Source organism: Neorhizobium galegae, assembly GCF_021391675.1.
GTDB classification, from domain to species: Bacteria; Pseudomonadota; Alphaproteobacteria; order Rhizobiales; family Rhizobiaceae; genus Neorhizobium; species Neorhizobium galegae_B.
This window is the reverse complement of the sequence record NZ_CP090095.1, coordinates 3,636,189-3,661,864: the sequence shown is the minus strand read 5'-3', so window position 1 is coordinate 3,661,864 and position 25,676 is coordinate 3,636,189. Positions and strand designations below refer to the sequence as shown.

Annotated in this window: 20 protein-coding genes; 6 read left to right on the top strand and 14 right to left on the bottom strand. The window is 63.3% G+C overall.

The window, feature by feature from the left end:
* The first annotated feature begins 5 nt into the window (after nucleotides 1-5).
* The 5 genes from LZK81_RS18135 (at nucleotide 6) to LZK81_RS18115 (ending at nucleotide 6,274) form a co-directional block, all read left to right on the top strand.
* A complete protein-coding gene (locus LZK81_RS18135) occupies nucleotides 6-1,016 on the top strand; it encodes a glycosyltransferase family 2 protein (protein ID WP_233954143.1) in 1,011 nt (336 codons plus the stop codon).
* On the top strand, nucleotides 1,016-1,945 hold the full coding sequence (locus LZK81_RS18130; RefSeq protein WP_233954142.1) for a glycosyltransferase: 930 nt from the start codon (nucleotides 1,016-1,018) through the stop codon (nucleotides 1,943-1,945). The genes LZK81_RS18135 and LZK81_RS18130 overlap by 1 nt, the downstream gene beginning before the upstream one ends.
* Entirely contained in the window at nucleotides 1,942-2,967 is a 1,026-nt protein-coding gene (locus LZK81_RS18125) for a glycosyltransferase family 2 protein (protein WP_233954141.1), read from the top strand. Before LZK81_RS18130 ends, LZK81_RS18125 begins: the two co-directional genes overlap by 4 nt.
* On the top strand, nucleotides 2,958-3,863 hold the full coding sequence (locus tag LZK81_RS18120; RefSeq protein WP_046604299.1) for a UTP--glucose-1-phosphate uridylyltransferase: 906 nt from the start codon (nucleotides 2,958-2,960) through the stop codon (nucleotides 3,861-3,863). Before LZK81_RS18125 ends, LZK81_RS18120 begins: the two co-directional genes overlap by 10 nt.
* Before the next feature lie 74 nt (nucleotides 3,864-3,937).
* The gene (locus LZK81_RS18115; RefSeq protein WP_046604300.1) at nucleotides 3,938-6,274 is read left to right on the top strand and encodes a polysaccharide biosynthesis tyrosine autokinase; all 2,337 of its coding nucleotides are present in this window, start codon (nucleotides 3,938-3,940) and stop codon (nucleotides 6,272-6,274) included.
* Between the two features lie 40 nt (nucleotides 6,275-6,314).
* Here the strand turns inward: LZK81_RS18115 and cysG are convergent, their stop codons facing one another.
* The 9 genes from cysG to LZK81_RS18070 form a co-directional block, all read right to left on the bottom strand.
* The gene (gene cysG / locus LZK81_RS18110; RefSeq protein WP_233954140.1) at nucleotides 6,315-7,796 is read right to left on the bottom strand and encodes a siroheme synthase CysG; all 1,482 of its coding nucleotides are present in this window, start codon (nucleotides 7,794-7,796) and stop codon (nucleotides 6,315-6,317) included.
* Entirely contained in the window at nucleotides 7,768-10,422 is a 2,655-nt protein-coding gene (locus LZK81_RS18105) for a nitrate reductase (protein WP_233954139.1), read from the bottom strand. The genes cysG and LZK81_RS18105 overlap by 29 nt, the downstream gene beginning before the upstream one ends.
* Nucleotides 10,423-10,654: 232 nt before the next feature.
* Nucleotides 10,655-10,993 (bottom strand): nitrite reductase small subunit NirD, encoded by a 339-nt coding sequence (gene nirD, locus LZK81_RS18100; RefSeq protein ID WP_233954138.1) that lies wholly within the window; start codon nucleotides 10,991-10,993, stop codon nucleotides 10,655-10,657.
* Nucleotides 10,993-13,455: a nitrite reductase large subunit NirB gene (gene nirB / locus LZK81_RS18095; protein WP_233954137.1), complete on the bottom strand. Its 2,463-nt coding sequence runs from the start codon at nucleotides 13,453-13,455 to the stop codon at nucleotides 10,993-10,995. Before nirB ends, nirD begins: the two co-directional genes overlap by 1 nt.
* 5 nt (nucleotides 13,456-13,460) lie before the next feature.
* On the bottom strand, nucleotides 13,461-14,258 hold the full coding sequence (locus LZK81_RS18090; protein WP_046604304.1) for an ABC transporter ATP-binding protein: 798 nt from the start codon (nucleotides 14,256-14,258) through the stop codon (nucleotides 13,461-13,463).
* Between the two features lie 10 nt (nucleotides 14,259-14,268).
* Nucleotides 14,269-15,162, bottom strand: a complete 894-nt coding sequence (gene ntrB / locus LZK81_RS18085; RefSeq protein WP_233954136.1) for a nitrate ABC transporter permease — start codon at nucleotides 15,160-15,162, stop codon at nucleotides 14,269-14,271.
* A gap of 63 nt (nucleotides 15,163-15,225) precedes the next feature.
* Nucleotides 15,226-16,524, bottom strand: a complete 1,299-nt coding sequence (locus LZK81_RS18080) for a CmpA/NrtA family ABC transporter substrate-binding protein (protein WP_046604306.1) — start codon at nucleotides 16,522-16,524, stop codon at nucleotides 15,226-15,228.
* A 348-nt stretch (nucleotides 16,525-16,872) separates the two neighbouring features.
* Entirely contained in the window at nucleotides 16,873-18,150 is a 1,278-nt protein-coding gene (locus tag LZK81_RS18075) for a CmpA/NrtA family ABC transporter substrate-binding protein (RefSeq protein ID WP_233954135.1), read from the bottom strand.
* A gap of 37 nt (nucleotides 18,151-18,187) precedes the next feature.
* Nucleotides 18,188-18,775, bottom strand: coding sequence for an ANTAR domain-containing response regulator (locus LZK81_RS18070; protein ID WP_046624600.1), 588 nt, complete (start codon nucleotides 18,773-18,775; stop codon nucleotides 18,188-18,190).
* 153 nt (nucleotides 18,776-18,928) lie between these two features.
* On the opposite strand from LZK81_RS18070, the gene LZK81_RS18065 reads away from it, so the two are divergent.
* On the top strand, nucleotides 18,929-21,358 hold the full coding sequence (locus tag LZK81_RS18065) for a DNA translocase FtsK (RefSeq protein WP_233954134.1): 2,430 nt from the start codon (nucleotides 18,929-18,931) through the stop codon (nucleotides 21,356-21,358).
* Nucleotides 21,359-21,371: 13 nt separating this feature from the next.
* Here LZK81_RS18065 and LZK81_RS18060 read toward each other — a convergent pair whose 3' ends face one another.
* The 5 genes from LZK81_RS18060 to LZK81_RS18040 form a co-directional block, all read right to left on the bottom strand.
* Nucleotides 21,372-21,701, bottom strand: coding sequence for a hypothetical protein (locus tag LZK81_RS18060; RefSeq protein WP_233954133.1), 330 nt, complete (start codon nucleotides 21,699-21,701; stop codon nucleotides 21,372-21,374).
* A gap of 29 nt (nucleotides 21,702-21,730) precedes the next feature.
* Nucleotides 21,731-22,900, bottom strand: coding sequence for a pyridoxal phosphate-dependent aminotransferase (locus LZK81_RS18055; protein ID WP_233954132.1), 1,170 nt, complete (start codon nucleotides 22,898-22,900; stop codon nucleotides 21,731-21,733).
* A 93-nt stretch (nucleotides 22,901-22,993) separates the two neighbouring features.
* Nucleotides 22,994-23,530, bottom strand: a complete 537-nt coding sequence (locus LZK81_RS18050) for a flavin reductase family protein (protein ID WP_233954131.1) — start codon at nucleotides 23,528-23,530, stop codon at nucleotides 22,994-22,996.
* The gene (locus LZK81_RS18045; RefSeq protein WP_233954130.1) at nucleotides 23,527-24,429 is read right to left on the bottom strand and encodes an aldo/keto reductase; all 903 of its coding nucleotides are present in this window, start codon (nucleotides 24,427-24,429) and stop codon (nucleotides 23,527-23,529) included. The genes LZK81_RS18050 and LZK81_RS18045 overlap by 4 nt, the downstream gene beginning before the upstream one ends.
* The gene (locus LZK81_RS18040) at nucleotides 24,429-25,586 is read right to left on the bottom strand and encodes an LLM class flavin-dependent oxidoreductase (RefSeq protein WP_233954129.1); all 1,158 of its coding nucleotides are present in this window, start codon (nucleotides 25,584-25,586) and stop codon (nucleotides 24,429-24,431) included. Before LZK81_RS18040 ends, LZK81_RS18045 begins: the two co-directional genes overlap by 1 nt.
* Nucleotides 25,587-25,676 lie beyond the last annotated feature (90 nt).

The window sequence follows — 25,676 nt, the reverse complement described above, 5'->3', positions numbered from 1 at the left end:
GGAGTATGGTTTTGCGTTCTCACTCCAATGCCCAGATGTCCGAGATCCGGACGCTTCTGGTGATCCCGTGCCTCAACGAAGCGGCGACCATCGCGCCGCTGTTGCACAAGCTGAATAGCCAGCGCGGCGACATGGACATGCTGATCGTCGTCGCCGACGGCGGCAGCCAGGACGGCACGACGGACATCGTCCAGAGCCTCATCCCGGAGATCCGGGACGTCGTCTTGCTCGGCAATCGCAAGCGCATCCAGAGTGCCGCCATCAACCTCGCCGTCGATCGGTTCGGCGAGGGCCGGGACTTTCTCATCCGCATCGATGCGCATGGGGACTACCCGGACGACTACTGCCGCACGCTTCTGCAGGAGGCGATCGGCATGGATGCCGATTCCGTGGTGGTCGGGATGGAGACGGTCGGTTTCGGTGCCTTCCAGAAGGCGACCGCGGTGGCGCAGAATTCCAAGCTCGGCAATGGCGGTTCGAAACATCGGGCCGGCGGTGGCGGCGAATGGGTCGATCACGGCCACCACGCGCTGATGCGGATCGAAGCCTTCCGGGCGGTCGGCGGATATGACGAAAGCTTCAGCCATAACGAGGACGCCGAGCTGGATTTCCGGCTGCGCGCCGCCGCCTTCCGCATCTGGATGACCGGCAAGACCTACATGACCTATTATCCGCGTTCGAGCGCTCCCGCGCTGTTCCGGCAATATCTCGCCTATGGCCGCGGCCGGGCGAAGAACCTGATCAAACATCGCTCGATCCCCAAGCTCAGGCAGGCGATCCCGCTTGCGGTGGCACCCGTCGTTGTCGGGGCGTTGCTTGCGCTTCTCTATTGGTGGGCGGCCATACCGATGGTCATCTGGGCCGCCGCCTGCATCGGTTACGGCTTCTGGCTGGCTGTGGGTAAGAACAACCCCTACGGCCCGCTCGCCTCGCTCTCCGCGATGATCATGCATTTCGCCTGGTCGGCCGGCTTCTGGCTGGAACTGATCGGCATCCGCCCACGGAGGATCGCTTGATGGTGGCAGAGGAAAGGCCGTTCCGCATCGATATCGGTATCTGCACCTACCGGCGTCCGGAACTCGCCGAAACGCTGATCTCGCTCTTCGAGATTGCCGTGCCGGCGGGCGCGGAACTGCGCCTGATCGTTGCCGATAACGATGCAAGCCCGAGCGCAAGCGGGCTGGTGGATGGTTTGCGGGAGCGTTCGCCGTTCCCGATCCGCTATGTGCATTGCCCGAAATCGAATATCTCGATCGCCCGCAATGCCTGCCTCGCCGAAAGCGATGCGGACTACCTCGCCTTCATCGACGACGACGAGACGGCGGAGCCGGAATGGCTGGTCGGGCTCGTATCGACGGCGAGGCTGACCGGAGCCGATGCGGTTCTCGGGCCGGTGAGGGCGGTCTATGGAACCCAAAGCGCCGACTGGATGCGCAAGGGCGATTTTCACTCGACCATGCCCGTCTGGGTCGGCGGGCAGATCAGGACGGGTTATACCTGCAATACCCTTCTCCACATGCGTTCGCCGGTCGTTGCGGGCCGCAGGTTCGCGCTTTCGCTCGGGCAGAGCGGCGGCGAGGACACGCATTTCTTCACCGCCTTGACGGATGCGGGCGGGCGGATCGAATTTGCATCGGATGCAACGGTCGAGGAACTGGTTCCAGAAAAGCGGGCAAGTTTCGCCTGGCTCGCCAAGCGCAGGTTCCGTTCCGGGCAGACGCATGGGCGCATCCTTGCGACAAAGAATTCCGGCCTCGGCCGGATCAAGCAGACCGCGCTTGCTGCGCTGAAGCTCGGTTACTGCCTGGCAGTGACGGCGGCAACCATTGCCTCGCCGGTCACCCGTATTCGCTACGCCCTTCGTGCGGCACTCCATGCCGGCGCGGTCACGGGCACGCTCGGCATCCGCGAGATCCGCCAATACGGAGCCGCCGAAGCCACATGACGATGCATGATATGCAGGCCCCGGATTTCCAGCCCGACGTGAGCTTTGTGATTGCAGCTTACAACGCCGAGGAGACGCTCGCGCGTGCGATCGACAGTGCGCTCGCCCAGATCGGCGTCACGCTCGAAGTGATCGTCGTCGACGATTGTTCGACGGACGGGACGCGGGCAATCGCGGAAGGCTATTCCGATCAGCGGGTCAGGCTGATCGCCCAGGCGGTGAACGGCGGGCCGGCTGCGGCTCGAAACGCCGGGCTTGCTGCGGCAAGGGGTCGTTGGGTCGCCATTCTCGATTCCGACGACACGGTCTATCCCGTCAGGCTGTTGACCATGCTGGAGCGGGCCGAGGATGCGCAGGCACAGATCGTCGTCGACAATCTCGACGTCATCCCGTTCGACCATGGGGCGCCCCATGCGATGTTCTCCAAGGAGGCGCTCAGGCAGCGGTCGATGCTGACGCTTGCCGATTTCATCGGCTCGAACGTGATTTTCCAGTCGACCTTCAACTTCGGCTACATGAAGCCGATCTTCGAACGCGCGTTTCTCGTCGAGCACGGGCTGCGCTTCGACGAGGCGCTGCGGATCGGCGAAGACTATCTGCTGCTTGCTTCTGCCCTGGCGAGCGGTGCGCGATGCGCGATCGCGCCGGAGATCGGATATGTCTATCACCTGCGCCAGGACTCGATTTCGCGCGTCCTGGAGCAGAGCCACCTGGATGCGATGCTGGCCTCCGACCGCGTTTTTCTCGCCCGCTACAAGCTGGATGCGAAGGCCTCGGCTGCCCAGCGCAGGCGGACCCGCAGCATCCTCGAAGCGGGTTCATTTCTCACGCTCGTCGACGAAATCAAAAAGGGTTCCGTCGGCGGCTTCCTGAAAACGGCAATCGAAAACCCACGTGCGCTCCGACTTCTGCGCATGCCGATCGCCGTTCGCATGCGCCGGCTGGTGAAGCGGCCGACGTCAACTGAAAATCCGATCAATAGGGCGGGGGCGCCCTCAGAAAGGACGAAGGAATGGACATGAAAAGACCAGTTCGAAAGGCGGTGATACCCGTCGCAGGCAACGGCACTCGGTTCCTGCCGGCCACCAAGGCCATGCCGAAGGAAATGTTGACGATCGTCGATCGGCCCGTCGTTCAATATGCGGTCGACGAAGCCATGCAGGCGGGAATCGAGCACATCATTTTTGTGACCAGCCGCAACAAAACCGCGATCGAGGACTATTTCGACAGCGCGCCGGAGCTCGTCGCGACGCTGACCCGCTCGGGCAAGACGGTCCAGGTTACCCAACTCGAAAAGATGCTGCCGGTCGCCGGCACCGTCAGCTATACGCGCCAGCAGGTGCCGCTCGGGCTTGGCCATGCGGTCTGGTGCGCCCGTGAACTGGTCGGCAACGAACCGTTCGCGCTGCTTCTGCCCGACATGGTTTCCTACGGTCCGCAGGGCTGCATGGCCGGGCTGATGGATCTCTATGAAGAAGTCGGCGGCAATGTCTTTGCGGTCGAGGAATGTGCGCCGGAAGAGACGTCGAGTTATGGTATCGTGGGTGTCGGCCACAGCGTGTCGCATGGTTTCGAGGTGACGGAGATGGTCGAAAAACCGAAACCTGCTGAGGCGCCGTCCAACTATTACCTGAATGGGCGTTATATTCTGCAGCCGGAAATCTTCGAATTGCTTGCCCGGCAGGAACGCGGCGCCGGCAACGAAATTCAGCTGACGGACAGCATGCACAAGCTTGCGCAGGTCCAGCCGTTTCATGCGCATCCCTATCAGGGACGCACATTCGACTGCGGCAGCAAGCGCGGCTTTATCGAAGCGAATGTCGCCTTCGCCATGCTTCGCCAGGATATGGGGGCCGAGATTTACGCCTCCATCAAGGAACTGATGATGTCGCACGAAACGCGGGTCAAAGCCGCCTGACGCGCATTCAAGTCATACGAGACGGATGGCGGCAATCCGCCATCCGTCCCCCAAAGCTCCAGAAAGCGGGTCCTATGGATCAGGTAAACTTCCGACCGAGAACGATATTCCCGAGCGAAACGCGGGATAACGACACGTTCATCGATCTCGACAAGCTCTGGGCGGCTGCGATCCGTCGTTCGGGCATCGTCGTCGTCTGCCTCATCGCCACCGTTGCCCTTGCCGGGCTCTACCTGGTGATGGCGCAGCCGATCTACACCGCCCTGACGCAGATCCTCATCGACGAGAACCTTTCCCGTTATGCTGACGACGCGCAGGACAGCCAGTCGGCCCAACAGATCGACAACCGCATGTCGAGCGCAGTCGAGATCCTGAAATCCAAGGCATTGGCGGTGAGGGTGGTAGACAAGGCCAAGCTCGATCAGAACGACACGGTGGTCAATCCGCCGCAGTCGCCGGTCGATCTTGCCAAGGGCGCCATCCGCAGCGTCGTCGCGCTTCTGACCCCCGGCAGTCCGCCGGCTTCCGAGGAGAATATCCGGATGGGCCGGCGCGAAAAGGCGGCGGCCGTCCTGCAGCAATCGCTGACCGTGGAGCGTGTCGGCCGCAGCTCGGTGATCGCACTGTCCGTTCGTTCGCCGGATCCGCAGCTTGCCGCGATGATCACGCGGACCTATGCGGAATCCTACCTCACCGAACAGCTCAACGCGAATTTCGATGCGACGGAGCGGGCTTCGCTCTGGCTGCAGGAGCGCCTGAACGATCTCAACAGCCGTTCGCAGCAGGCCTCGCTTGCCGTCGAGCAATTCAAGACCCAGCACGGTCTGGTTTCGCCGCGCGGCGAACTCCTGTCGACGCAGCAGCTTTCGGATCTCAACAGCCAGCTGATCGTGGCGCAGGCCGATGCAGCCACCGCTTCGGCACGCTATAATCAATATCAGGCGATCATCGACAAGGGGCCTGACGCAGCCGTTCAGAACGCCGTCGTTTCGGCTCGCGATACGGACAACACGGTCATTCAGGACCTCCGGAAGCGTTACATCAACATTTCCGACCGCGAGCAGGGCATCATCCAGCAGTTCGGCGCCAACCATCCGCAGGCGGTCGCGCTCAAGGCGGAAAAGAGCGAACTCGCGCAGCAGATTTACCGCGAGCTGCAGCAATTGACCGGCAGCTTCCGCAACATATTCGAGGTGGCGAGTTCGCGCGAAAAATCGCTGCGTGAGAGTATCGACCGGGTTGCGGGCCGCAATTCGGAAGCGAATGTCTCGATGGTCCAGCTGCGCGAACTGGAGCAGAAGGCGGCGGCGCTGAAGACGCTCTATGAATCCTATCTCGGGCGCTTCGAGGAAGCGACGCAGCGGCAATCCTTCCCGATCGCCAAGGCCCGCGTGATCTCCGACGCCGGTCTGCCGACGGCCCCCTCCAGCCCGCGCAAGACGCTGACCATGGCGCTCTCCATCGTGCTCGGCCTGCTGATCGGCGGAGCGGCGGCAACGCTCCTGGAATTCCGCGAGCGGTTCTTCCGGACCGGCGACGATGTGCAGGAGAAACTGGGCCTTCGCTTCCTCGGCTACCTGCCGATGGTGAGCGGCGCCAGTGCGGAGGAAACGCCGCCGCCGGCAACGACCGACGCCGAAGCGGCAGGAGCACCTCCCGGCAACCCGATCTCGTTCCGGCGATTGATGCGGGTGGCGGTCGAGGCGCCGCGGTCTCAGTTCGCAGAGACGCTGCGCAACGCCAAGCTTGCATGCGATATCATGCTGCAGGATCGGAAATGCCGGGTGATCGGCGTGGTCTCCTGCCTGCCGGGCGAAGGGAAATCCATGGTCGCCGCCAATTTCGCCGGGCTGATCGCCTCGACGGGCGTTCGCACGCTGGTGATCGACGGCGACCTGCGCAATCCGGGTCTCAGCCGCATGCTGGCCTCCGAGCCGGAAGTCGGCCTGGTCGAAGTGGTGCTCCAGCAGACGCCATGGACCAATGCCGCACGTGTCGACCGCCGGTCGCGCCTGACGATCCTGCCGATGACGACGCGCAGCAAGCAGCTCGCCCATACGAGTGAACTCCTCGCTTCTTCCGGCATGAGCCATTTCCTCGAAAGCATCAAGGATACGTTCGACGTCATCGTCGTCGATCTGGCTCCGCTCCTCCCGGTGATCGATGCCAAGGCCTTCGAGCCCTATGTCGACGGTTTCGTCTTCGTCACCGAGTGGGGCGTGACCCCTGCGAAGGCGGTGCAGTCCATCATCCGGTCCGAACCGCAGATCGCTTCGAAAACGGTCGGCGTGATCCTCAACAAGACGGAAATGTCGGAGTTGCACCGCTATGCCGATCCGGGTTCGCCGGAGCGGCTGCACAGCAGCTACGTCTCATACTACAAGGAAGGCTCCACCTCGGCGCCTCGCTGACCTGTGATCCAAAGGGGCGGTTTTTACCGCCCCTTTTTCGTCAGGCGCTTGCCGCGGCCTGGTCGCTCCACTGCGTGCAGTCGGCAAAATCAGCCTTGCGAAATACGTGGCCGATGCCGATCAACACGGGTTCATCGATGCCGATCTCTGCCATGGCCGTGGCCATGTCGCTCAGCCGTCCGGCCCAGCGCCGCTCGTTCGCCCGCGTCACCGCGCTGACGACCACGACCGGCATGTCGTGCGTCATGCCGGCGTCCGTCAGCTTGCTGACGATCTCGCCCGCGGTGCGTCCCGCCATGTAATAGATGGTCGTGGTTCGCGGGTCGGCGAGGCTTTTCCAATCCAGATTGTCGGGCAGCACGCCCTTGCGCGAATGGCCGGTGACGAAACGAACGCCCTGCGCATGGTCGCGATGGGTGAGCGACACGCCGAGCCGCGAGGCCATGGCGCTCGCCGAAGTGATGCCCGGCACGACGTCGACGGGGATGCCTTCTCGTTCCAGGCAGGCGATCTCCTCTCCGGCACGGCCAAAGATCATCGGGTCGCCGGATTTCAGGCGGACGACGCGTTTGCCCGCCTTGGCGAACTTCACCAGCATGTCGTTGATGTCTTCCTGGCGGCAGCTTACCCGACCACCGCGCTTTCCCACCAGCATCCGTTTCGCCTCGCGGCGCGCGAGTTCCAGCACCTCGTCGGAGACGAGATCGTCGAACAGGATGACGTCGGCCGCCTGCAGGGCACGCACGGCCTTCAACGTCAGCAGTTCCGCATCGCCAGGCCCGGCGCCGACGAGGGTAACACGGCCCTTATGGGCCGAGGATGCCACGCGGCCGGCATCGGCGAGGATCGCGGCTTCGCTGCCCGATCCCGGTTCGCTGCCGAAGGCGCGGTCCACGAAACGTTCCCAGAAGGCTCTCCGCTGCAGGCCGGGCGCCAGGCGGTCGTTGATCTTTTCCCTGAGCGACTGGGCGAGTTCCGCCCAGCTTTTCAACGAGGCCGGCAGCAGGGTTTCGATACGACGGCGGATCGCCTGCGCCAGGATCGGCGCTGCGCCATCGGTTGAAATGGATACGACGACCGGCGAGCGGTTGACGATCGAACCGAATTGGAACTGGCAGAAGGCTGGCTTGTCGATGACGTTGACCGGCACGCCCGCCGCGCGGGCAGCGTTGAAAAATGCCTGCACCTCGTCCTCATCCTCGCAATCCGCAATCGCGATCGCTGCGCCCGCGAAAATCGAATCGTCCCACACCTTCGGATGATGAATAAAGCGGCCCTGCGGATGTTCCGCCCCGCGGTCGATCAGCTTTTCGAATGTCTCGGACAGCCTATCCGCATAGACATGTACATTGGCTCCGCAGGCAGCGAGCAGCTCGGCTTTCCACGCGGCCGCATCCGACCCGCCGGCAACGATGACGGGCCTTCCTTCGAGCGCCCAGAAGACCGGGAGCTTCGCAAGCGGCGCCATGCGGCCGCCACGATCAGGAGATGCTTCATTCCGCGGCTGCTGCAAGACATCCATCGATGATCCCCCTGATTTCAGCGCGGCAGGAGCCGCAATTGGTGCCGGCATTGGTTTCCTTGCCGACGGCCTCGACGCTGTGGCAACCGGTCCGGACCGCGCCGATGATCCGGTTGACGCCGACCGAAAAGCAGGAGCAGACGGTGGCGCCGGGATCCGGCTGGTCGGCTCCGGGTCGTCCGGCAACGATCGCAAAGCGCTTGCGCAGGTCGGCGTGTTCGGCGGCAAGTTGGCCGATTGCCCAGTTGCGTGCGACGGCGACCGGCTCGTTCGCGAGGAAAAGTGCGGCAAGCAGCTTTCCGCCGTCGAAAAAGGCGAGGCGCAGATCGCCGGATTGACGGTCGGCATATCCGAGCGGCTCGATCTCGGCCGGGATGCCGAATGTTCCCCGGCACCACGCCACCCAGTCCTCGACCGGGTCCGCGAACGCGAGTTCGATCCGCCAGCCGCCATCGGCCTTTGCGAGCGCCCAGTAGTCCGCCTGTGGGTTTAAGGGTTTCGAGGCGGAAACGGCAAAACCGTATAAGCAAGCGGCGAAAGGCCGGGCGGCGATCCCTATGTTCTTCGACGCCGGTTGACCGGAAAACGGGTCGGTGACGGGTGCGACCAGTGCATCGATGCGCGCCTTTGCAGCGAACTGGTCGTTCCAGTGCATCGGCACGAAGACGTTTCCGCGGGCCTGGCGTTCGGTCACCAGCGCCCGGACGATTGCCTTGCCGTGCGGGCTTTCGAGTTCGACCAGGCCGGCGCCGCGAATGCCGAGTTCCATCGCATCGCGCGGATGGAGTTCCGCAAAGGGCTCGGCGATATGGCCGGAAAGCCTGGCACTTTTCGCCGTCCGCGTCATCGTGTGCCAATGGTCGCGGATGCGGCCGGTGTTCAGCGTCAGCGGATATTTTTCGTTGGTGCGGTCGGTGGCTGGAGCCTGGACGGGGATGAAACGTGCCTTGCGGTCCGGATGATAGAAGCCTCCATCGGCGAAGAAGCGAGTTTCTTGGTGTGCGGTGCCGGCCGGTTGAGGCCATTGGAACGGTGCCAAGGCTTCGTAGGTCAATCCATCGACACCGGCATGAGCGCCGATATCGAAATCCCGGCCGCCGTCATTCTCGAAGGCCGAAAGTGCTGCATGCTCGGCGAAGATCTCGGCCGCAGATCGATAATCGAAGCCGTCAAAGCCCATGCGCCGGCCGACCTCCGCCATCTGCCACCAATCGGCCCTGGCTTCCCCGGGTGCGGACAGAAACCAGCGCTGGCGGGAGATGCGACGTTCCGAATTGGTAACGGTGCCGTCCTTCTCGCCCCAGCCGACCGAGGGCAGCAGGACATGCGCGTGGCGGGCCGTATCGGTGTCCCGGAGAATGTCGGAGGCCACCACGAAAGGACAGGCCTTGATCGCAGCCTCGACCGCATCTGCATCCGGCATCGAAACCACCGGGTTGGTGGCCATGATCCACAGCGCCTTGATCCGCCCATCGGCGACGGCGCGGAACATGTCGACGGCCTTCAGGCCCGGCTTTTGAGCGATCCGCGGCGAGGCCCAGAAGCGCTGCACACGGTCGCGATCTTCCGCGCTTTCGATCGCCATATGGGCGGCGAGCATGTTGGCGAGACCGCCGACCTCGCGGCCACCCATGGCATTCGGCTGGCCGGTCAGAGAAAAGGGACCGGTGCCAGGCCGGCCGATGCGGCCGGTCGCCAGATGGCAGTTGATGATGGCGTTGACCTTGTCCGTACCCGACGACGACTGGTTGACGCCCTGGCTATAGCAGGTGACGACCTTTTCCGTCGTCTCGAACAGGTGAAAGAACTCGCGAAGCTGCATTGCCGGCAGGCCCGTCCGCTCCATCAGTTCCGTGAAGGAAAGCGCGGAAGAGGCGGCAAAGGCTTCGCCAAACCCTTGCGTATGTGCGGCGATATAGTTCTGGTCGATCGCCGGGCTTTGCGCGAGGTGGGCGAGCAGGCCCATGAACAGCGCCACGTCGCCATCCGGCCGGATGCCCAGATGCAGGTCGGCGATATCGCAGGTCATCGTCCGGCGCGGATCGATGACGACGATCTTCATGCCCGGTCGCTCGGTCTTGGCCGCTGCGAGCCGCTGATAGATCACCGGGTGACACCAGGCGAGATTGGAGCCGGTGAGGATGACCAGATCGGCGAGTTCGATGTCCTCGTAGGTGCCGGGAACGGTATCGGATCCGAAAGCGCGGCGGTGGCCGGCGACGGACGAAGACATGCAAAGTCTTGAATTGGTATCGATATTTGCCGAGCCGATAAAGCCCTTCATCAGCTTGTTGGCGACGTAATAGTCTTCGGTCAGCAACTGGCCGGAGACATAGAAGGCAACGGAATCCGGTCCGTGTTCGGCAATAGTTTTCGAGAATTTTTGGGCGACGAGATCGAGCGCCTCGTCCCAATCCGCCTGCCGGCCGTCGATCTCAGGCGAAAGGATGCGGCCGTCGAGATCGATGGTTTCGGCGAGCGCCGAGCCCTTCGAGCAGAGCCGGCCGAAATTGGCCGGATGCTCGGGATCACCCTTGACCGTCACGGCGCCAGAGTCCGCCACTGTGGCGATGACGCCGCAGCCGACGCCGCAATAGGGGCAGGTCGTCCTGGTTTCAGTGGGCATGATGGTGCCCCTTTACATATGGAGTGCTGCGGTTACCCCCCTCTGTCTTGCCAGACATCTCCCCCTCAAGGGGGGAGATCGGATGGAGCACGGGCTTCTCAACCCAAATGCCGCGGTGGCTCCGAGCCCGTGCGCCCGATTTGAAGCAGGGAGCAAGCCACTCGCCGATCTCCCCCCTTGAGGGGGAGATGTCCGGCAGGACAGAGGGGGGTATCTCCGCATCCATCCGGAACTACTCCGCCGCCGCCAGCATCAGGTTTTCAAGCGCGATGAACAGCTTTCCGTCCTCGTTGCGGATGGGGATGATGCGCACCTCGCCTTCATCCGCCCCGAGTGCCCTGCCTGTCTCCAGCGAGATCACCCAGTTGTGCAGCGGGCAGGTGACCGAGGTGCCGTGCACGATGCCTTCCGAGAGGGGCCCGCCCTTGTGCGGGCAGCGGTTTTCGATCGCATAGACCTCGTGCTCGTCGGTGCGGAACACGGCGATCTTCATCGACGGTGTCTTCACGCAGCGCGCGCCGAGGAGAGGGATGTCGGAAATGTCGCCGATCGGGTGCCAGTTCATGTTCATCACTCCGCAGCTTCCGGGAAACCGACCGTCGCCATCGGCCGGAACTCGTGTTTGTCCTTGCCGGAGACACGCTCCGACCAGGGATCGACCTGGGCGAACTTCTGGGAGAAGACGAAACGCTCGTAATAGGCCTGGCGCTTGGCCGTATCGGTCATGATCTGCCGGCGGATTTCGTCGAGGCCGATGCGCTTCGCCCATTTGTAGATGCGCTCGAGGTAACGGCCCTGTTCGCGGTACATCTGCGTGAGTGCGACGATGTATTCGAGCGCCTCGTCCTCGGTCTTCACCAGGCCGAGCACTTCGGTGCCCTTGATGTCGAGACCTGCGGCGCCCGCGAAATGGATCTCGAAGCCCGAGTCCACGCAGATGACGCCGATGTCCTTGCAGGTCGCTTCCGCACAGTTGCGCGGACACCCCGAAACGGCCAGCTTCAGCTTGGCCGGTGTCCACGAGCCCCACATGAATTTCTCGATGCGGATGCCGAGGCCGGTCGAATCCTGCGTGCCGAAGCGGCACCAATCGGAGCCGACGCAGGTTTTCACGGTGCGCAGGCCCTTGGCATAGGCCTGGCCGGAGATGAAGCCCGCCTTGCCGAGATCGGCCCAGACGGCGGGCAGGTCTTCCTTCTCGATGCCGAGAAGGTCGATGCGCTGGCCGCCGGTGACCTTCACCATCGGGATTTCGAACTTGTCGACCACGTCGGCGATGGCGCGCAGTTCGTTCGAGTTGGTAACGCCGCCCCACATGCGCGGGACGACCGAATAGGTACCGTCCTTCTGGATGTTGGCGTGGACGCGTTCGTTGATGAAACGCGACTGGTAGTCGTCGGCGTATTCATCCGGCCAGTCGCAGACGAGGTAGTAGTTGAGCGCCGGGCGGCACTTGGCGCAGCCGCAGGAGGTTTTCCATTCGAGTTCCTGCATGACCGCCGGGATGGTCTTCAGGCCCTTCGCCTTGATCAGGCGGCGGACGTCGTCGTGGCCGAGCTCGGTGCAGGTGCACATCGGCTGCACGGCCTTCGGATTGTAGGCGTCGCCAAGCGTGATCGCCATCAGCTGTTCGACGAGGCCGGTGCAGGTGCCGCAGGAGGCGGACGCCTTGGTGTGGGCGCGCACGTCGTCGAGCGATGTCAGGCCCTTGGCAGTGATCGTCGAGGTGATCTTGCCCTTGCAGACGCCGTTGCAGCCACAGATTTCCGCATCATCCGGCAAGGCTGCAACGGCCGCCATAGGGTCCAGCGGGGACCCTCCCTGGTAAGCCTGGCCGAAGATGAGCGTGTCGCGCATCTCCGAGATATCGGTTGCCTTCTTCTTCAGGTCGTTGAACCAGGCGCCATCGGAGGTCTCGCCGTAAAGGACCGTGCCGATGATGCGGTTGTCCTTCAGGACGAGGCGTTTGTAGATGCCGGCGGTGGCATCGCGCAGCACGATTTCCTGGCGGTCGTCGCCATCGGCGAAGTCGCCGAGCGAATAGAGGTCGATGCCGGTGACCTTGAGCTTTGTCGGCGTGTCGGAATGTACGAAGGCCGGCTTTGTGTCGCCGGCCAGATGCGACGCCGCGATGCGGGCCATCTCGTAGAGCGGTGCGACGAGGCCGTAGACCATGCCGCCCACTTCGGCGCATTCGCCGATGGAATAGATGTCGCCGTCAGACGTCTGCATTCCCGCATCGACGACGATGCCGCGATTGACCGCGAGGCCTGCTTCCTTGGCGAGGCCGGCGCTCGGGCGGATACCGACGGCCATGACCACCAGCGTCGCCGGAATGATCGTGCCGTTGTCGAGTTCGACGCCCTCGACCTTGCCATTGCCGATGATCGCCTTGGTATTGGCCTTGCAGATCACCTTGATGCCGCGTTCTTCGACGGCCTTCTGCAGCAGGTAACCGGCGGCCGGATCGAGCTGGCGCTCCATCAGCGTCGGCATCACGTGCAGCACGGTCACGTCCATCCCACGCTGGGCGAGGCCGGCGGCTGCTTCGAGGCCGAGCAGGCCGCCGCCGATGACGATCGCCTTTTCGCGCGACTGGGCGGCGAGAAGCATGGCCTGGACGTCGTCGAGGTCGCGATAGGTGATGACGCCCGGCAGGTCCTTGCCCGGCACCGGGATGATGAACGGCACGGAGCCGGTGGCGATCACCAGCTTGTCGTAGCTTTCGGTGACGCCGTGATCGGAGGTGACGGTCTTCACCGCCCGGTCGATGGCGACGATCTTGTGGCCCTTGTAGAGCGTGATGCCGTGGTCGATGTACCAGCCGTCACCATGGATGACGATCTGCTCGAAGCTCTTTTCGCCGGAAAGCACCGGCGAAAGCATGATGCGGTCGTAGTTGACGCGCGGCTCGGCGTTGAAGATCGTCACGTCGTAGCGGCCGGGAGCCTGTTCGAAGAGGTGTTCGAGCATGCGCCCCGGCGCCATGCCATTGCCGATGATAACGAGTTTTTCTGTGCGTGTTTCTGGCATGGTTCTTACTCCGCGGCTTCGACGAAGCGGTGGCGTTCGTAGAGGAATTTCAGCACCGCCTCGCGGCACTTGAGATATGTTCGGTCGGAGGCGAGCTCGATGCGGTTGCGCGGCCGGGGTATGGTCACGTCGAGCACTTCGCCGATCTTGGCGGCCGGGCCGTTGGTCATCATCACGATGCGGTCGGACAGCAGCACGGCCTCGTCGACATCGTGGGTGATCATCACCATCGTGTTGCCGAGCCGGCTGTGGATCTCCATGACCGCATCCTGCAGATGGGCGCGGGTCAGCGCGTCCAGCGCGCCGAAGGGCTCGTCGAGCAGCAGGATCTTCGGCTCCATGGAGAGCGCCCGGGCAATGCCGACGCGCTGCTTCATGCCGCCGGAAATTTCGGAGGGGCGCTTGTCCTTGGCATGGGCCATCTGCACGAGGTCGAGGTTTTCCATGACCCAGTCATGCCGCTGTGCCTTGGTCTTGGTGCGGCCAAAGACTTTTGAGACGGCCAGGTTGACGTTTTCGTAGACCGTCAGCCAGGGCAGCAGCGAATGGTTCTGGAAAACGACGGCGCGTTCCGGACCCGGTGCGTTGACCTCACGGTTTTCGAGCAGCACAGCGCCCGCCGAGACGGGCGTCAGCCCGGCAATGAGGTTCAAGAGCGTGGACTTGCCGCAGCCGGAATGGCCGATGATCGAGACGAACTCCCCCTTGGAGATGGTCAGGTTGATGTCCTTCAGCACTTCGGCGCGATTGCCGCCGCGATCGAAATGTTTGTCGATATGGTCGAGCTTGAGATAGGCGTTCATGATCCGCTCCTCAGTTTGCCGAAGCGCCGCGGGTGATAATTTTGCCGAGTGCAGAGACCAGCTTGTCGAGGGCGAAGCCGACGATGCCGATATAGGCGAGCGCGACGATGATGTCGGGCAGGCGCGACGAGTTCCACGCATCCCAGATGAAGAAGCCGATGCCGACGCCGCCCGTCAGCATCTCGGCTGCGACGATGGCGAGCCAGGAGAGACCGACGCCGATCCTGAGACCGGTGAAGATGTAGGGGGCGGCCGACGGCAGCATGATCTTGAAGAAGAATTCGATCTGGTTCAGCCGCAGTACCTGCGCGACGTTGCGATAGTCCTGCGGGATGTTGCGCACCCCGACGGCGGTGTTGATGATGACCGGCCAGATCGAGGTGATGAAGATCACGAAGATCGCAGAGGGGCTCGAATCCTGGAAGGCGGCGAGCGACAGCGGCAGCCATGCAAGCGGCGGCACGGTGCGCAGCACCTGGAAGATCGGGTCGAGACCGCGCATCGCCCAGATCGATTGTCCGATAATCGCACCGACGATGACGCCGGTCACGGCGGCGAGGCCAAACCCGTAAGCGACGCGCTGCAGCGAGACCAGGACCCGCCAGCCGAGCCCGATATCCTGCGAACCGTAAACGAAGAACGGATAGGCGATCAGGTCATAGGCCTCCGTCCAGACCACATGCGGTGAGGGGAGCGAGGCATCCGGCGCCGAACAGAGGACCTGCCAGACGAGCAGGATCAGCGCCAGCACGACAACCGGCGGCGCGACGTTGCGCAGTGTCGTCATGCCGATCTGCTTGAAATCGATCCTCGATACGGGCTTGCCGGAAAAGCGGACGATATTGGCTGCCGGCTTTGCGGTAGCGACTGCGGGAACATTTTCTTTTTTTGCCAGGGCGGACATCGGCGCGCTCCTTAGAGTGGGTAAAAGGCCGGCGCGTGCGTCCACGCGCCGGAGGTGGGGAAATCAGGACGCTGCCTTGATCGAAAGGCTGTCGAGATAGGCCGAGGGGTTTTCCGGATCGAAGACCTTGCCGTCGAAGAAGGTCTCCTTGCCGCGCGAGGAGGTGGCCGGGATGTCGGCTGCCGCGACCCCGAGATCCTTGGCGGCGTCGCGCCAGATGTCCTCGCGGTTCACCTGGTTGACCAGCGCCTTGATGTCGGTATTGGCCGGAAGGTTACCCCAGCGGATGTTCTCTGCCATGAACCAGGCGTCATGGCTCTTGAACGGGAAGGACGCATTGTCCTTCCAGAATTTCATGAACAGGCTGGTGCCCTTCACGTCGCGGCCATTGCCGTAGTTGATGTCGCCCTTCAAACGGCCAAGGACGTCCTTCGACGGCACGTTGAACCACTGGCGGCGCCCGAGGATCTCGGCCATCTCCGCCTTGTTGTCCATGCTCTCGGCCCATTGCTGGGCTTCCATGACGGCCATCAGCAGAGCCTTGGCGGCGTTCGGGTTCTTCTCGATCCAGTCGGCGCGCAGGCCCAGCGCCTTTTCCGGATGGCCCTTCCAGAGTTCGCCGGTGGTGGCCGCCGTGAAGCCGATGCCCTGGTTGACGAGCTGCTCGTTCCAGGGTTCGCCGACACAGAAGACGTCCATGTTGCCGACCTTCATGTTGGCCACCATCTGCGGCGGCGGCACGACGATGGTCGAGACGTCCTTGTTGGGGTCGATGCCGCCGGCGGCGAGCCAGTAGCGGATCCAGAGGTCGTGCGTGCCGCCCGGGAAGGTCATCGCCGCCTTGATTTCCTTGCCTTCGGCCTTCTTCTTCTCGAACGCCGCCTTCAGCTTGGATGCGTCGAGCTGCACGCCGGTTTCGGCATATTCCTTGGCGACCGAAATGCCCTGGCTGTCGAGGTTGAGGCGGGCGAGGATCGCCATCGGCACGGGCTTGTTGTTCTGGGTCACCTTGCCGGTGTGCATCAGGTAGGGAAGCGGCGAGAGGATATGGGCGCCGTCAATGCCGTTCGCGGCACCGCCGAGCACGAGGTTGTCGCGGGTCGCACCCCAGGAGGCCTGTTTGGCGACATCGACGTCCGGCATGCCATATTTTTCGAAAAGACCCTTTTCCTTGGCGATGATCAAAGGGGCGGCGTCGGTGAGGGCGATGTAGCCGAGCTTGATGCCTTTGACTTCGGGGCCGGCCGCGGCTGCGAAGGCGCCGGACGGGAATGCGGTCTTGACGGCGCCGACGAGGGCGGCGGTGGCGGTGGTCTTGATCAGGCTGCGGCGGGTGATGCCGGTCGTCGAAATCTTGGTCATGCGCAGGTTCCCTCTGCTGGTTCTTAGGAATTCAGGCACAAAAAAACGCCGCTCGGAGATCGCGCGCCTGGGAACTGGGAGGAGTTCCGGGCAGCAAAAACCTTGCGACGTCGATGTCTTGGGAAGCGCTTATCACGCGCTCATCTGCTCCAATCGCCATTGACCGGAGCAGTTTCTAATATGCAAAGGCCGTGCCAGTTTTCGAGCGCTCTGCTAGGGCGCTGAAAAACAACAAAATTTCGGTTGTGAAAGTTTTGGCTTAAATTGTCGGCAGCTTATCGCGCTGCAATATTTTTGTGCGATTGCCAAACTGAGGGCGCCAAATGCTGTGCAGCGCTTGCCGGAATTTCAGACGTCCTGACGGTCAGAACGGGCAGCGAGAGAGCTTCGGACGGCGAAATCCCGGACGTAATCCATCATGTTCGAGGGGTCGAACACATGGCCGTCCATGAAACGGTCACCGCTTCGGTCCCCTTCGACGCCGACGTCCGGTTCCGCCGGACCGATGCCAAGGGCGGCTCGGTAGAGATCTGGACGATAGGCCGCAGCCGCGGCCCGCAGGCCTTGTTCGCTGAATTCGATCTGACCCCAGCGGATCATCTGGCTGTAGAGCCACAGTGCATGGTTCGGCCGCGGATAGTTGGCAAATCCGCGGTGGAAGGTGAAATAGTCGGCGATGACGCGGCGGTTGCCCTTGGCATCCAGGTTGAACGCACCCGAGAGGACGTGGCGGATGATATCGACCGGCGCGGCGATGAAACGGTCGGCCGCGAGCACTTCGGCGAGCGCGTCGTGGTTTTCGGCCCTGTCGCACCAACGGGCCGCGGCATCGAGCGCGACGATAAGACGGGAGACGGTTTCGGGATGGTTTTCGGCCCATTCCGGCCGCATGGCGATCACTTTTTCCGGTGCCGAGGGCCAGATATCCTGCTTGGCGGCGACAATCCGGCCGACCCCGCGTTCGGATGCGACCATGTTCCATGGCGCGCCGACACAGAAGCCGTCGATGGCGCCGGCTGCCAGTGCGTCGGAGGTCATCGGCGGGGGCACGACGACGAGTTTCACATCCCTGTCCGGGTCTATTCCGCCGGCGGCGAGCCAATAGCGGAATTCGTAATTATGCGAGGAGAAGGGATAGGTCACGCCGAACATCGGCAGTGCTTCGCCGCGTTCCCTCATGGCTTCGAGCACTTCGGCGAGCGCCTTTGCGTTCTCCAGGGCGCCCGCGGTTTCCGATATCCCGCCGACCTCGCGCATGCGCTCGAAAAGCCGCGTCGAAAGCGTGATCGCATTGCCGCCGCGGCCGAGTGAGAACGGCGTGATGGTGGGCGAGGGGTTGGAACCGAGCCCCAGCATGGAGGCGACCGGCATCGGCGACAGCATGTGGGCGATGTCGAACTGACGGAAGGCGAGGCGGTCGCGGACATTGGCCCAGGACACGTCCTTGACCAGATCGAGGGTCAGCCCCTCCTTCGCGGCAAAGCCGAATTCGGCGGCGGCGATCAGCACGGAAGCGTCCACCAGCGGGATGAACCCGGCGCGCAGTATCTTCGGTCCCTCGCCGTTCGAACGGGTAGGCGCGGAGAGGTTGCTTCCGGATCGGTCGGTCTTCATCATCATGTTCACTCCGGCTTTCTCCCGGACATTTCGGTACTCGGAACCATCACATCAACAGGCCCGCTGCCGTGACCACGCTTTGAGCGATGTCCGACATCTTCTTCTTTTCGTTCATTGCCGTCTGGCGCAGCAGCGCGAAGGCGTCTTCTTCCGACAGGCCGCGCATCTTCATCAGGATGCCCTTGGCGCGTTCGATCACCTTGCGCTCCTCGAGCGCCGATTTTGCCTCGGCGAGTTCCCGCTGAAGCCGGCTGAAGGCGTTGAAGCGGCTGACCGCCATGTCGAGGATCGCCTTGACGCGCTCCTTCTTCAGCCCGTCGACCACATAGGCCGAGACGCCCGCATCCATCGCCGCTTCGATCAGGGCCGTATCGGAACGGTCGACGAACATGGCGATCGGCCGGCTGACGGTGCGGGTCAACTGGAACAGATGCTCCATCATGTCGCGGTTGGGGTTCTCGATATCGATGACGATGACGTCCGGCTTCAACGTTTCGATGATGCGCGCGACGCCCTGAACCTCGTGGATGACGGTGACTTTGCTATGCCCAGCCTCCCGCAGCCCTTCCTCGATGATGGAAGCGCGGATGGCATTTTCATCGATAACCAGAATGGTGAGATCGGGTGGCGGCATTCTTATAGTGATGACGCAGCGCAGCAATCTTGGCAAGGGTAACCGGCACTCCGACCGATTTCATGACATCATTCGCCGCTTGGAAAGGACCAGTTAACCTTTATTTTCTACTTCCTATGAGAATGTGCCCTTCCCGTATCTCGTCTGGTTGTCATGCAGTTCTCACGCAATAATCATCCTCAGAGTTCTGACCTTTCCAACGCCGAAGACGACGCTGTCGACCCGGCGCAGCCGGGTCTTCGCCGCCAGAATCTGGCTGATCTCAACCAGTCGGCGATCGAGCAGGCGCCATGGCAGGCGGCGTTCCGGCTGGCCCCGAACGTGCGGTTCACCCGCACGCCCGAAAGCGCGCTGGCCCGCAAGGCGAACGCCGGGCAGGCTCCTGCGGAGCAGGCCGAAGCGCCGGTTGCCGAGCAGATCGAAATCATCCCGTCCGAAGCGTACCCGACCCCGGCCACGGATGATTCGCAGGTCCCCGGCGAGGCGCTCGCCGCCCCGATCGAACAGATCGCGGGCCTGCAGCAGCTTGCGGCGACGATGCGTTACCATGTGCCGGAAATGCCTGCCGTCGCCGTCGCGCGGCCCGAGCGGCTTGAGGAGGCAGCGCCAATCGCGGTGCCGCGCCAGGATATAGCGATCTCCGATTTCGCCTTCTGGGACGCCATGCCCTTCGAACTCGAGGGGCCGGTCGTTGTGGAAACGGGCGTTCAGCCGGCTGAACCGCCAATCGCAGCTGCCGTGGTGCAGCCGGGCGAACCGGTGACGGCGCTTTATCGTGAAGTCCCGCGCAGGAGCGTGGCCAGAGCCGTGGTGGTTGCGCCGTCTCCGAGACCGGAGCCGGCGAAGGCGCCGGAGCCGGTCGCACCCGTCCGGGTCGCTCCGCAGCGCGTGGTGAAGGCCAGGGCACCGGTCGTCGAACCGGCGCCCGCCCCTATCGCACAGGTGCCGGTGCCGGCACCTGCCCTGGTCACGGCGGCCCCGATCGTCGCTCAACCCGAAGTCCTTCGTCCTCGGACCGTCCGGCCGGCAGAAGCGGAATATGAATTCCCGCCGATCTCGCTCTTGCAGGAGCCGCAGGGCGAGCGTGGCCAGGCGATGCAGCCGGACGCGCTTCAGCAGAGCGCCGGCCTGCTCGAAAGCATTCTCGAGGATTTCGGCATCCGCGGCGAGATCATCGATGTGCGGCCGGGTCCGGTCGTGACGCTTTACGAATTCGAGCCGGCGCCGGGTGTCAAATCCTCGCGCGTCATCGGCCTTGCGGACGATATCGCCCGTTCGATGTCGGCGCTGTCGGCCCGCGTCGCCGTGGTGCCCGGCCGCAACGTCATCGGCATCGAGCTGCCGAACGCGACCCGCGAAACCGTGTATTTCCGCGAGCTGATCGAGTGCGAGGACTATTGGGAAACCAAGCACCGGCTGGCGCTCTGCCTCGGCAAGACGATCGGCGGCGAACCCGTTATCGCCGAGCTCGCCAAGATGCCGCATCTGCTCGTCGCCGGCACCACCGGCTCGGGCAAGTCGGTCGCCATCAACACGATGATCCTGTCGCTTCTCTACCGGCTGCGGCCGGAGGAATGCCGGCTGATCATGATCGATCCGAAGATGCTGGAGCTTTCCGTCTATGACGGCATTCCGCACCTGCTGACCCCCGTCGTGACCGATCCCAAGAAGGCCGTTCTGGCGCTGAAATGGGCGGTCCGCGAGATGGAGGATCGCTACAAGAAGATGTCGCGCCTCGGCGTCCGCAATATCGACGGCTACAACCAGCGCGCCGCGGGTGCCCGCGAAAAGGGCGAGGTCATCACCGTCAGCGTCCAGGCAGGCTTCGACCGGCAGACCGGCGAAATCCTCTACGAAGAGCAGGAGATGGATCTCTCGCCGATGCCTTATATCGTCGTCATCGTCGACGAGATGGCCGACCTGATGATGGTCGCCGGCAAGGATATCGAAGGTGCGATCCAGCGGCTGGCGCAGATGGCACGCGCCGCCGGCATCCACCTGATCATGGCGACCCAGCGTCCGTCGGTCGACGTCATCACCGGCACGATCAAGGCGAACTTCCCGACCCGTATCTCCTTCCAGGTGACGTCCAAGATCGACAGCCGCACCATTCTCGGCGAACAGGGCGCCGAGCACCTGCTCGGCCAGGGCGACATGCTGCACATGGCCGGCGGCGGACGAATTTCCCGCGTCCACGGGCCGTTCGTCTCGGATGCCGAAGTCGAACTGGTGGTCCGCCACCTGAAGACCCAAGGCCGGCCGGACTATCTCGGCACGGTCACCGAGGACGAAGACGACGAGGAAGACGAGGACGTCTCGGGCCAGGAAGCCGTGTTCGACAAGAGCGCGATGGGCGGTGACGACAGCGACGAGCTTTACGACAAGGCCGTCAAGGTGGTCATGAAGGACCGCAAGTGCTCGACCTCCTATATCCAACGCCGCCTTTCGGTCGGTTACAATCGCGCCGCTTCGCTGGTCGAACGCATGGAACAGGAAGGCTTGGTCGGCCCGGCCAACCATGTCGGCAAACGCGAGATCATTGCCGGCGGCCGCTCTGCGGCGGCCGAGGATTTCGGGGACTGATCGCTGGCGGCCCTTACCGCTGGCGGCAGATGAAGGGCAGGAAACTGCTTGCTGTGCCGAAATTCATCGCCGCCATGGTCAGCGCATTGGCGAGTTCAATCTCCTTGGGCGAGTGCGGGCAGACGTCCGCACCGCTCGAACAACCATCGGCGATGAACTTTTCGTTGCCTTTGATGAACTCGGCGCTAACGCCCTCGAGCCCGATGAAATCCTTGGCCCGGTTCCAGGCGCGCTCGTAGCGCACGCATTTCTCCTTGGCCCAGGCTTCGACCTCAGCGTCGTCGGCACGGATGGGACCGAAGCCGGCCAAAGTGACGGCAAGGATCAAAAGAATTCTGGTCATGCGGTGTCCGGATCCTTGGTTCCGGAGGATTACCGGCTGCGGATATAATCACTGAGCCGGTTGGCAGCATCCTCGACCTGCAGCGGATCGCGCAGGAAACAGGCGCGCATGAAGCCCTGTCCGCCCGGACCGAACGCGGTTCCCGGCGCCAATCCGACGCCCGTCTTGTCGACGATCCTGAAGGCTTCCTCGCGGCTGTCGGTGACGCCGTCGATCTTCAGGAAGGCATAGAGTGCGCCGGCCGGTTTCAGCGTTTCCACACGGTTGGTAGCGATCAGCGCGTCACAGAGGATGTCGCGGGATTTCCGCGCCCGCTCGATATTGGTGCGGACGAAGTCGTCGCCCTGTTCGAGGGCGGCGATCGCGCCTTTCTGCATGAACTGGGCGACGCCCGAGGTCGAATACTGGATGAGGTTGGTCAGCGTCTGGCCGATTTCCGCCGGTGCGACCATCCAGCCGACGCGCCAGCCCGTCATGCACCAGTTCTTCGAAAAGGAGTTGGCGAAGATGATCCGGTCTTCCGGCTCCATGACGTCCATGAGGGACGGCGCGCGGGCGCCTTCGAAATAATAGAGGCCGTAAATTTCATCGGCGATGATCCACAAGCCATGTTTGCGGGCAAGCTCGAGGATCGCCTTGAGATCGTCATGGGTGGCGGTCCAGCCGGTCGGGTTGGACGGCGAGTTGATAAAAATCGCGCTCGTCTTCGGGGTGATCGCCGCCTTCAGCCGCTCGATATCGAGCACCCAGCGACCGTCGGTAAAGCCGAGTTCGACGGTGACCGGCTTGGCTTCCGAAACGCCGATGGCGTTGACGACATTCGGCCAGGCGGGAGAGAGATAGACGATCTCGTTGCCGGCGGAGGCCACCGTCTGGATGGCGAGCACGATCGACTGCATGCCGGAGCCGGTGACGTAGATATTGTCGACCGACAGGTCCTTCGCGTAGTGCCGCTGGTAATAACGAACGATCGACTCGCGGAGCGCCGGAATGCCCTGCGTCCAGGTGTAGAAGGTCTCGCCGGCGAGCAGGGCTTCGCTGGCGGCGCGGGTGATGAAATCGGGCGTCGGAAGATCGCCTTCGCCGATCCAGAGCGGCATCAGGTTTTCGCGGCCTCGGGCATAGGTGACGATTTCGCCAATGCCGCTACGGGGCGCTGCCGCGGCGCGGGCGCTGATGTCCGGTCTGATGATGGTCATGGATTGCCCTGTCGGTCCTGGCTGGTTTGTCGCAAAACTGACTTGGCCCAACCGCGCCCGCGGGTCAATATTTCCCGTGCCGGATTTTGGTCTTTACTGGCTGGTGGTGCTCGCGAAGCGGCCGAACGTGCCGCGCGAGAAACACAGCGGATCGCCTTCCCGATGCGCTGCGCGCAACACGCGGCCGAGGATCAGCGTATGATCGCCGGCATCGTGCATCGAAGATAGCGCGCATTCGAAGCGAGCCAGCGTGCCGGGGATGACCGGCACGCCTTCGTGGTTCTGGTTCCAGAAAAGCTCCTCGAACCCAAGACCGCCGCGCGTGAACCGGGCGCTCAACAGGTCCTGGTCGGCGCTCAGCACATGGATGGCGAAATGGCCCGCCGCCGTGAAGGCGGCATGGCGCGACGAGCTCTTGGCTGGCGACCAGAGAACCAAAGGCGGATCGAGCGACACCGAGGTGAAGCTGTTGACCGTCATTCCGATCGGGCCATCCGGAGTTGTTGCCGTCACCACAGTCACACCGGTCGTGAACGCCCCGAGCGCATTGCGATAATGCCGCGCGGTCGATGCATCCGGAATGAAGATCTGTTCGCTGGATATGCTTGCGGTGTCGGCAGTGATCATCATGGCACCTGCTTTCCGGTTGCTGCTGTGTAGAGTTCAAACCAGGACTGGCGATCGATCGTCACCTTCGCGGTGTCCGCGATCGTGGCGATCCGGGCAAGATTGTTGGTGCCGAGCACCGGCAGGATGGCGGCGGGATGGGCCAGCAGCCAGGCGACCGCGACGGCCGTGGCTTCGACGGCCTGCTCCGCGGCGATCCGCTCCAGGACCGACATCAGGCCCTGATTGTTGAAGAGCGAGCCGCCGCCGAGCGGCGACCAGGCCATCGGCGCGATACCACGTTCCTGCAGATAGGCAAGGTCGCCATTGGTGAAGGCGCTTGCCGCCACAAGGCTGATCTCGATCTGGTTGGTGACGAGTTCGGCCTCCATGGAAGATTGCAGCAGCGAGAAATCCCAGGGACGGAAATTCGAAACGCCGACGGCGCGCACCTTGCCGGAAACGACCAGCGCGTCGAGCGCCGGGCCTGTCTCGTCCGGATCCATGAACGGGTCGGGCCGGTGGATCAGCAGGAGATCGATATAGTCGGTGGCCATGTCGCGCAGCGAGGCCTCGACCGACGCGGTGATATGGGGGGCACTGGTATCGTAATGCTTGCCGCGGACGGCGGAATGGCGGCCGGCCGGCGCGACGATGCCGCATTTGGTGACGATCTCGATTTTGTCGCGTAGCGCAGGCGAGGCTTTCAGCGCCGCTCCGAAAATCGCTTCCGCCGTGTAGCCGCCATAGATGTCGGCCTGGTCCATGGTGGTGATGCCTTGCGCCAGGCAGGCTTCGATCTTCGCCTGGACATGTTTCGGCGAGGTATCGGCATCGTCGCCGATCCGCCACATGCCATAAACGAGGCGGCTGAGCTGGAGATCGGGCGAAAGTTGAATGCGGTCTAGGTGATGAGGGGCCATCAGTGTCGTCTCCCGTTGCCGAGCGGCGTTGCGGGTGTCTCGGCCGGCACGCGACCATAGGCATGCGGCAGCGAACAGGTCTTGAGCTCGGGCAGGACCTTCTGGCCGAAATGTTCCGCTTCGTCGAGATGCGGATAGCCCGAAAAGATGAAGGCCCGGATGCCCATCTTTTTGTAGGCCTCGATTTCCGAAAGCACCTGGTCGGCGGAGCCGACAAGTGCCGCGCCGCAGCCGGAGCGAGCCCGGCCGATGCCGGTCCACAGATGAGGCTCGACGTAGCCGAATTTGTCGGCGAGTTCGCGGGCCTTCGCCTGGTGCGAGACACCGAGCGAGGTGCTGTCATGGGCGCGGCTGCGGATCAGCTGGCCGTATTCGTCGTCCAGCTTGGAGACCAGATGCTCCGCATATTCGCGGGCCTCCTTCTCCGTGTCGCGGACGATCATGTGGACGCGCAGGCCGTAGTCGAGCGTGCGGCCATGGGCGGCGGCGCGGGCATGGACCGCCTTCATGCGCTCGGCCAGCTGGTCCCTGGTTTCCGGCCACATCAGGTAGACATCGCATTGGGCGCCGCAGAGCTCCAGCGCATCCGGCGAGTAGCCGCCGAAATAGAGAAGCGGGCCGCCGTTCTGCTGGTAGGGGCGGGCAGGCTCGGTGGTGACGCCCTTGAAATTGTAGACTTCGCCCTCGTGGTCGATCGTGTCGCGGGTCCAGGCCTGGCGGAGGATCTGCACGACCTCGTGGCTGCGGCGATAACGGAAGGCGCTGTCGGCGACTTCGCCGGGGAAATCGGAGCTGATGACGTTGAGCGTTAGCCGACCCTTCAGCATGTGGTCGAGCGTGGCGACGGTGCGGGCGAGCATGATCGGCTGCATCTCGCCGCAGCGGATAGCTGCCAGCAGATTGATCCTGTCGGTTATCTGCGAGCAGGCGGCGGCGAAGCTCAGCGTGTCCTGGCCGACCTGGTAGGAAGAAGGGCAGAGGATGTTGCGGAAGCCGAGCGCCTCAGTGCGCTTGACGATGTCGGAGCAATGTTCCCAGCTCGATTTCAGCGCATCGTCGGGGACGCCGAGATAGGCGTAGTCGTCTGAGCACAGGGCGGCGAACCAGGATACCTCGGCGGCATCGAGATCCGGCGATGTTATGGGCACGATCGTCATCAGATTCTCCTCAACTCCTGGCACTTGAATATCATCCGCGTTTGTGTAAATCAATAGTGTATCAATTTGAGTGCGTCATTCCCGGGGAGG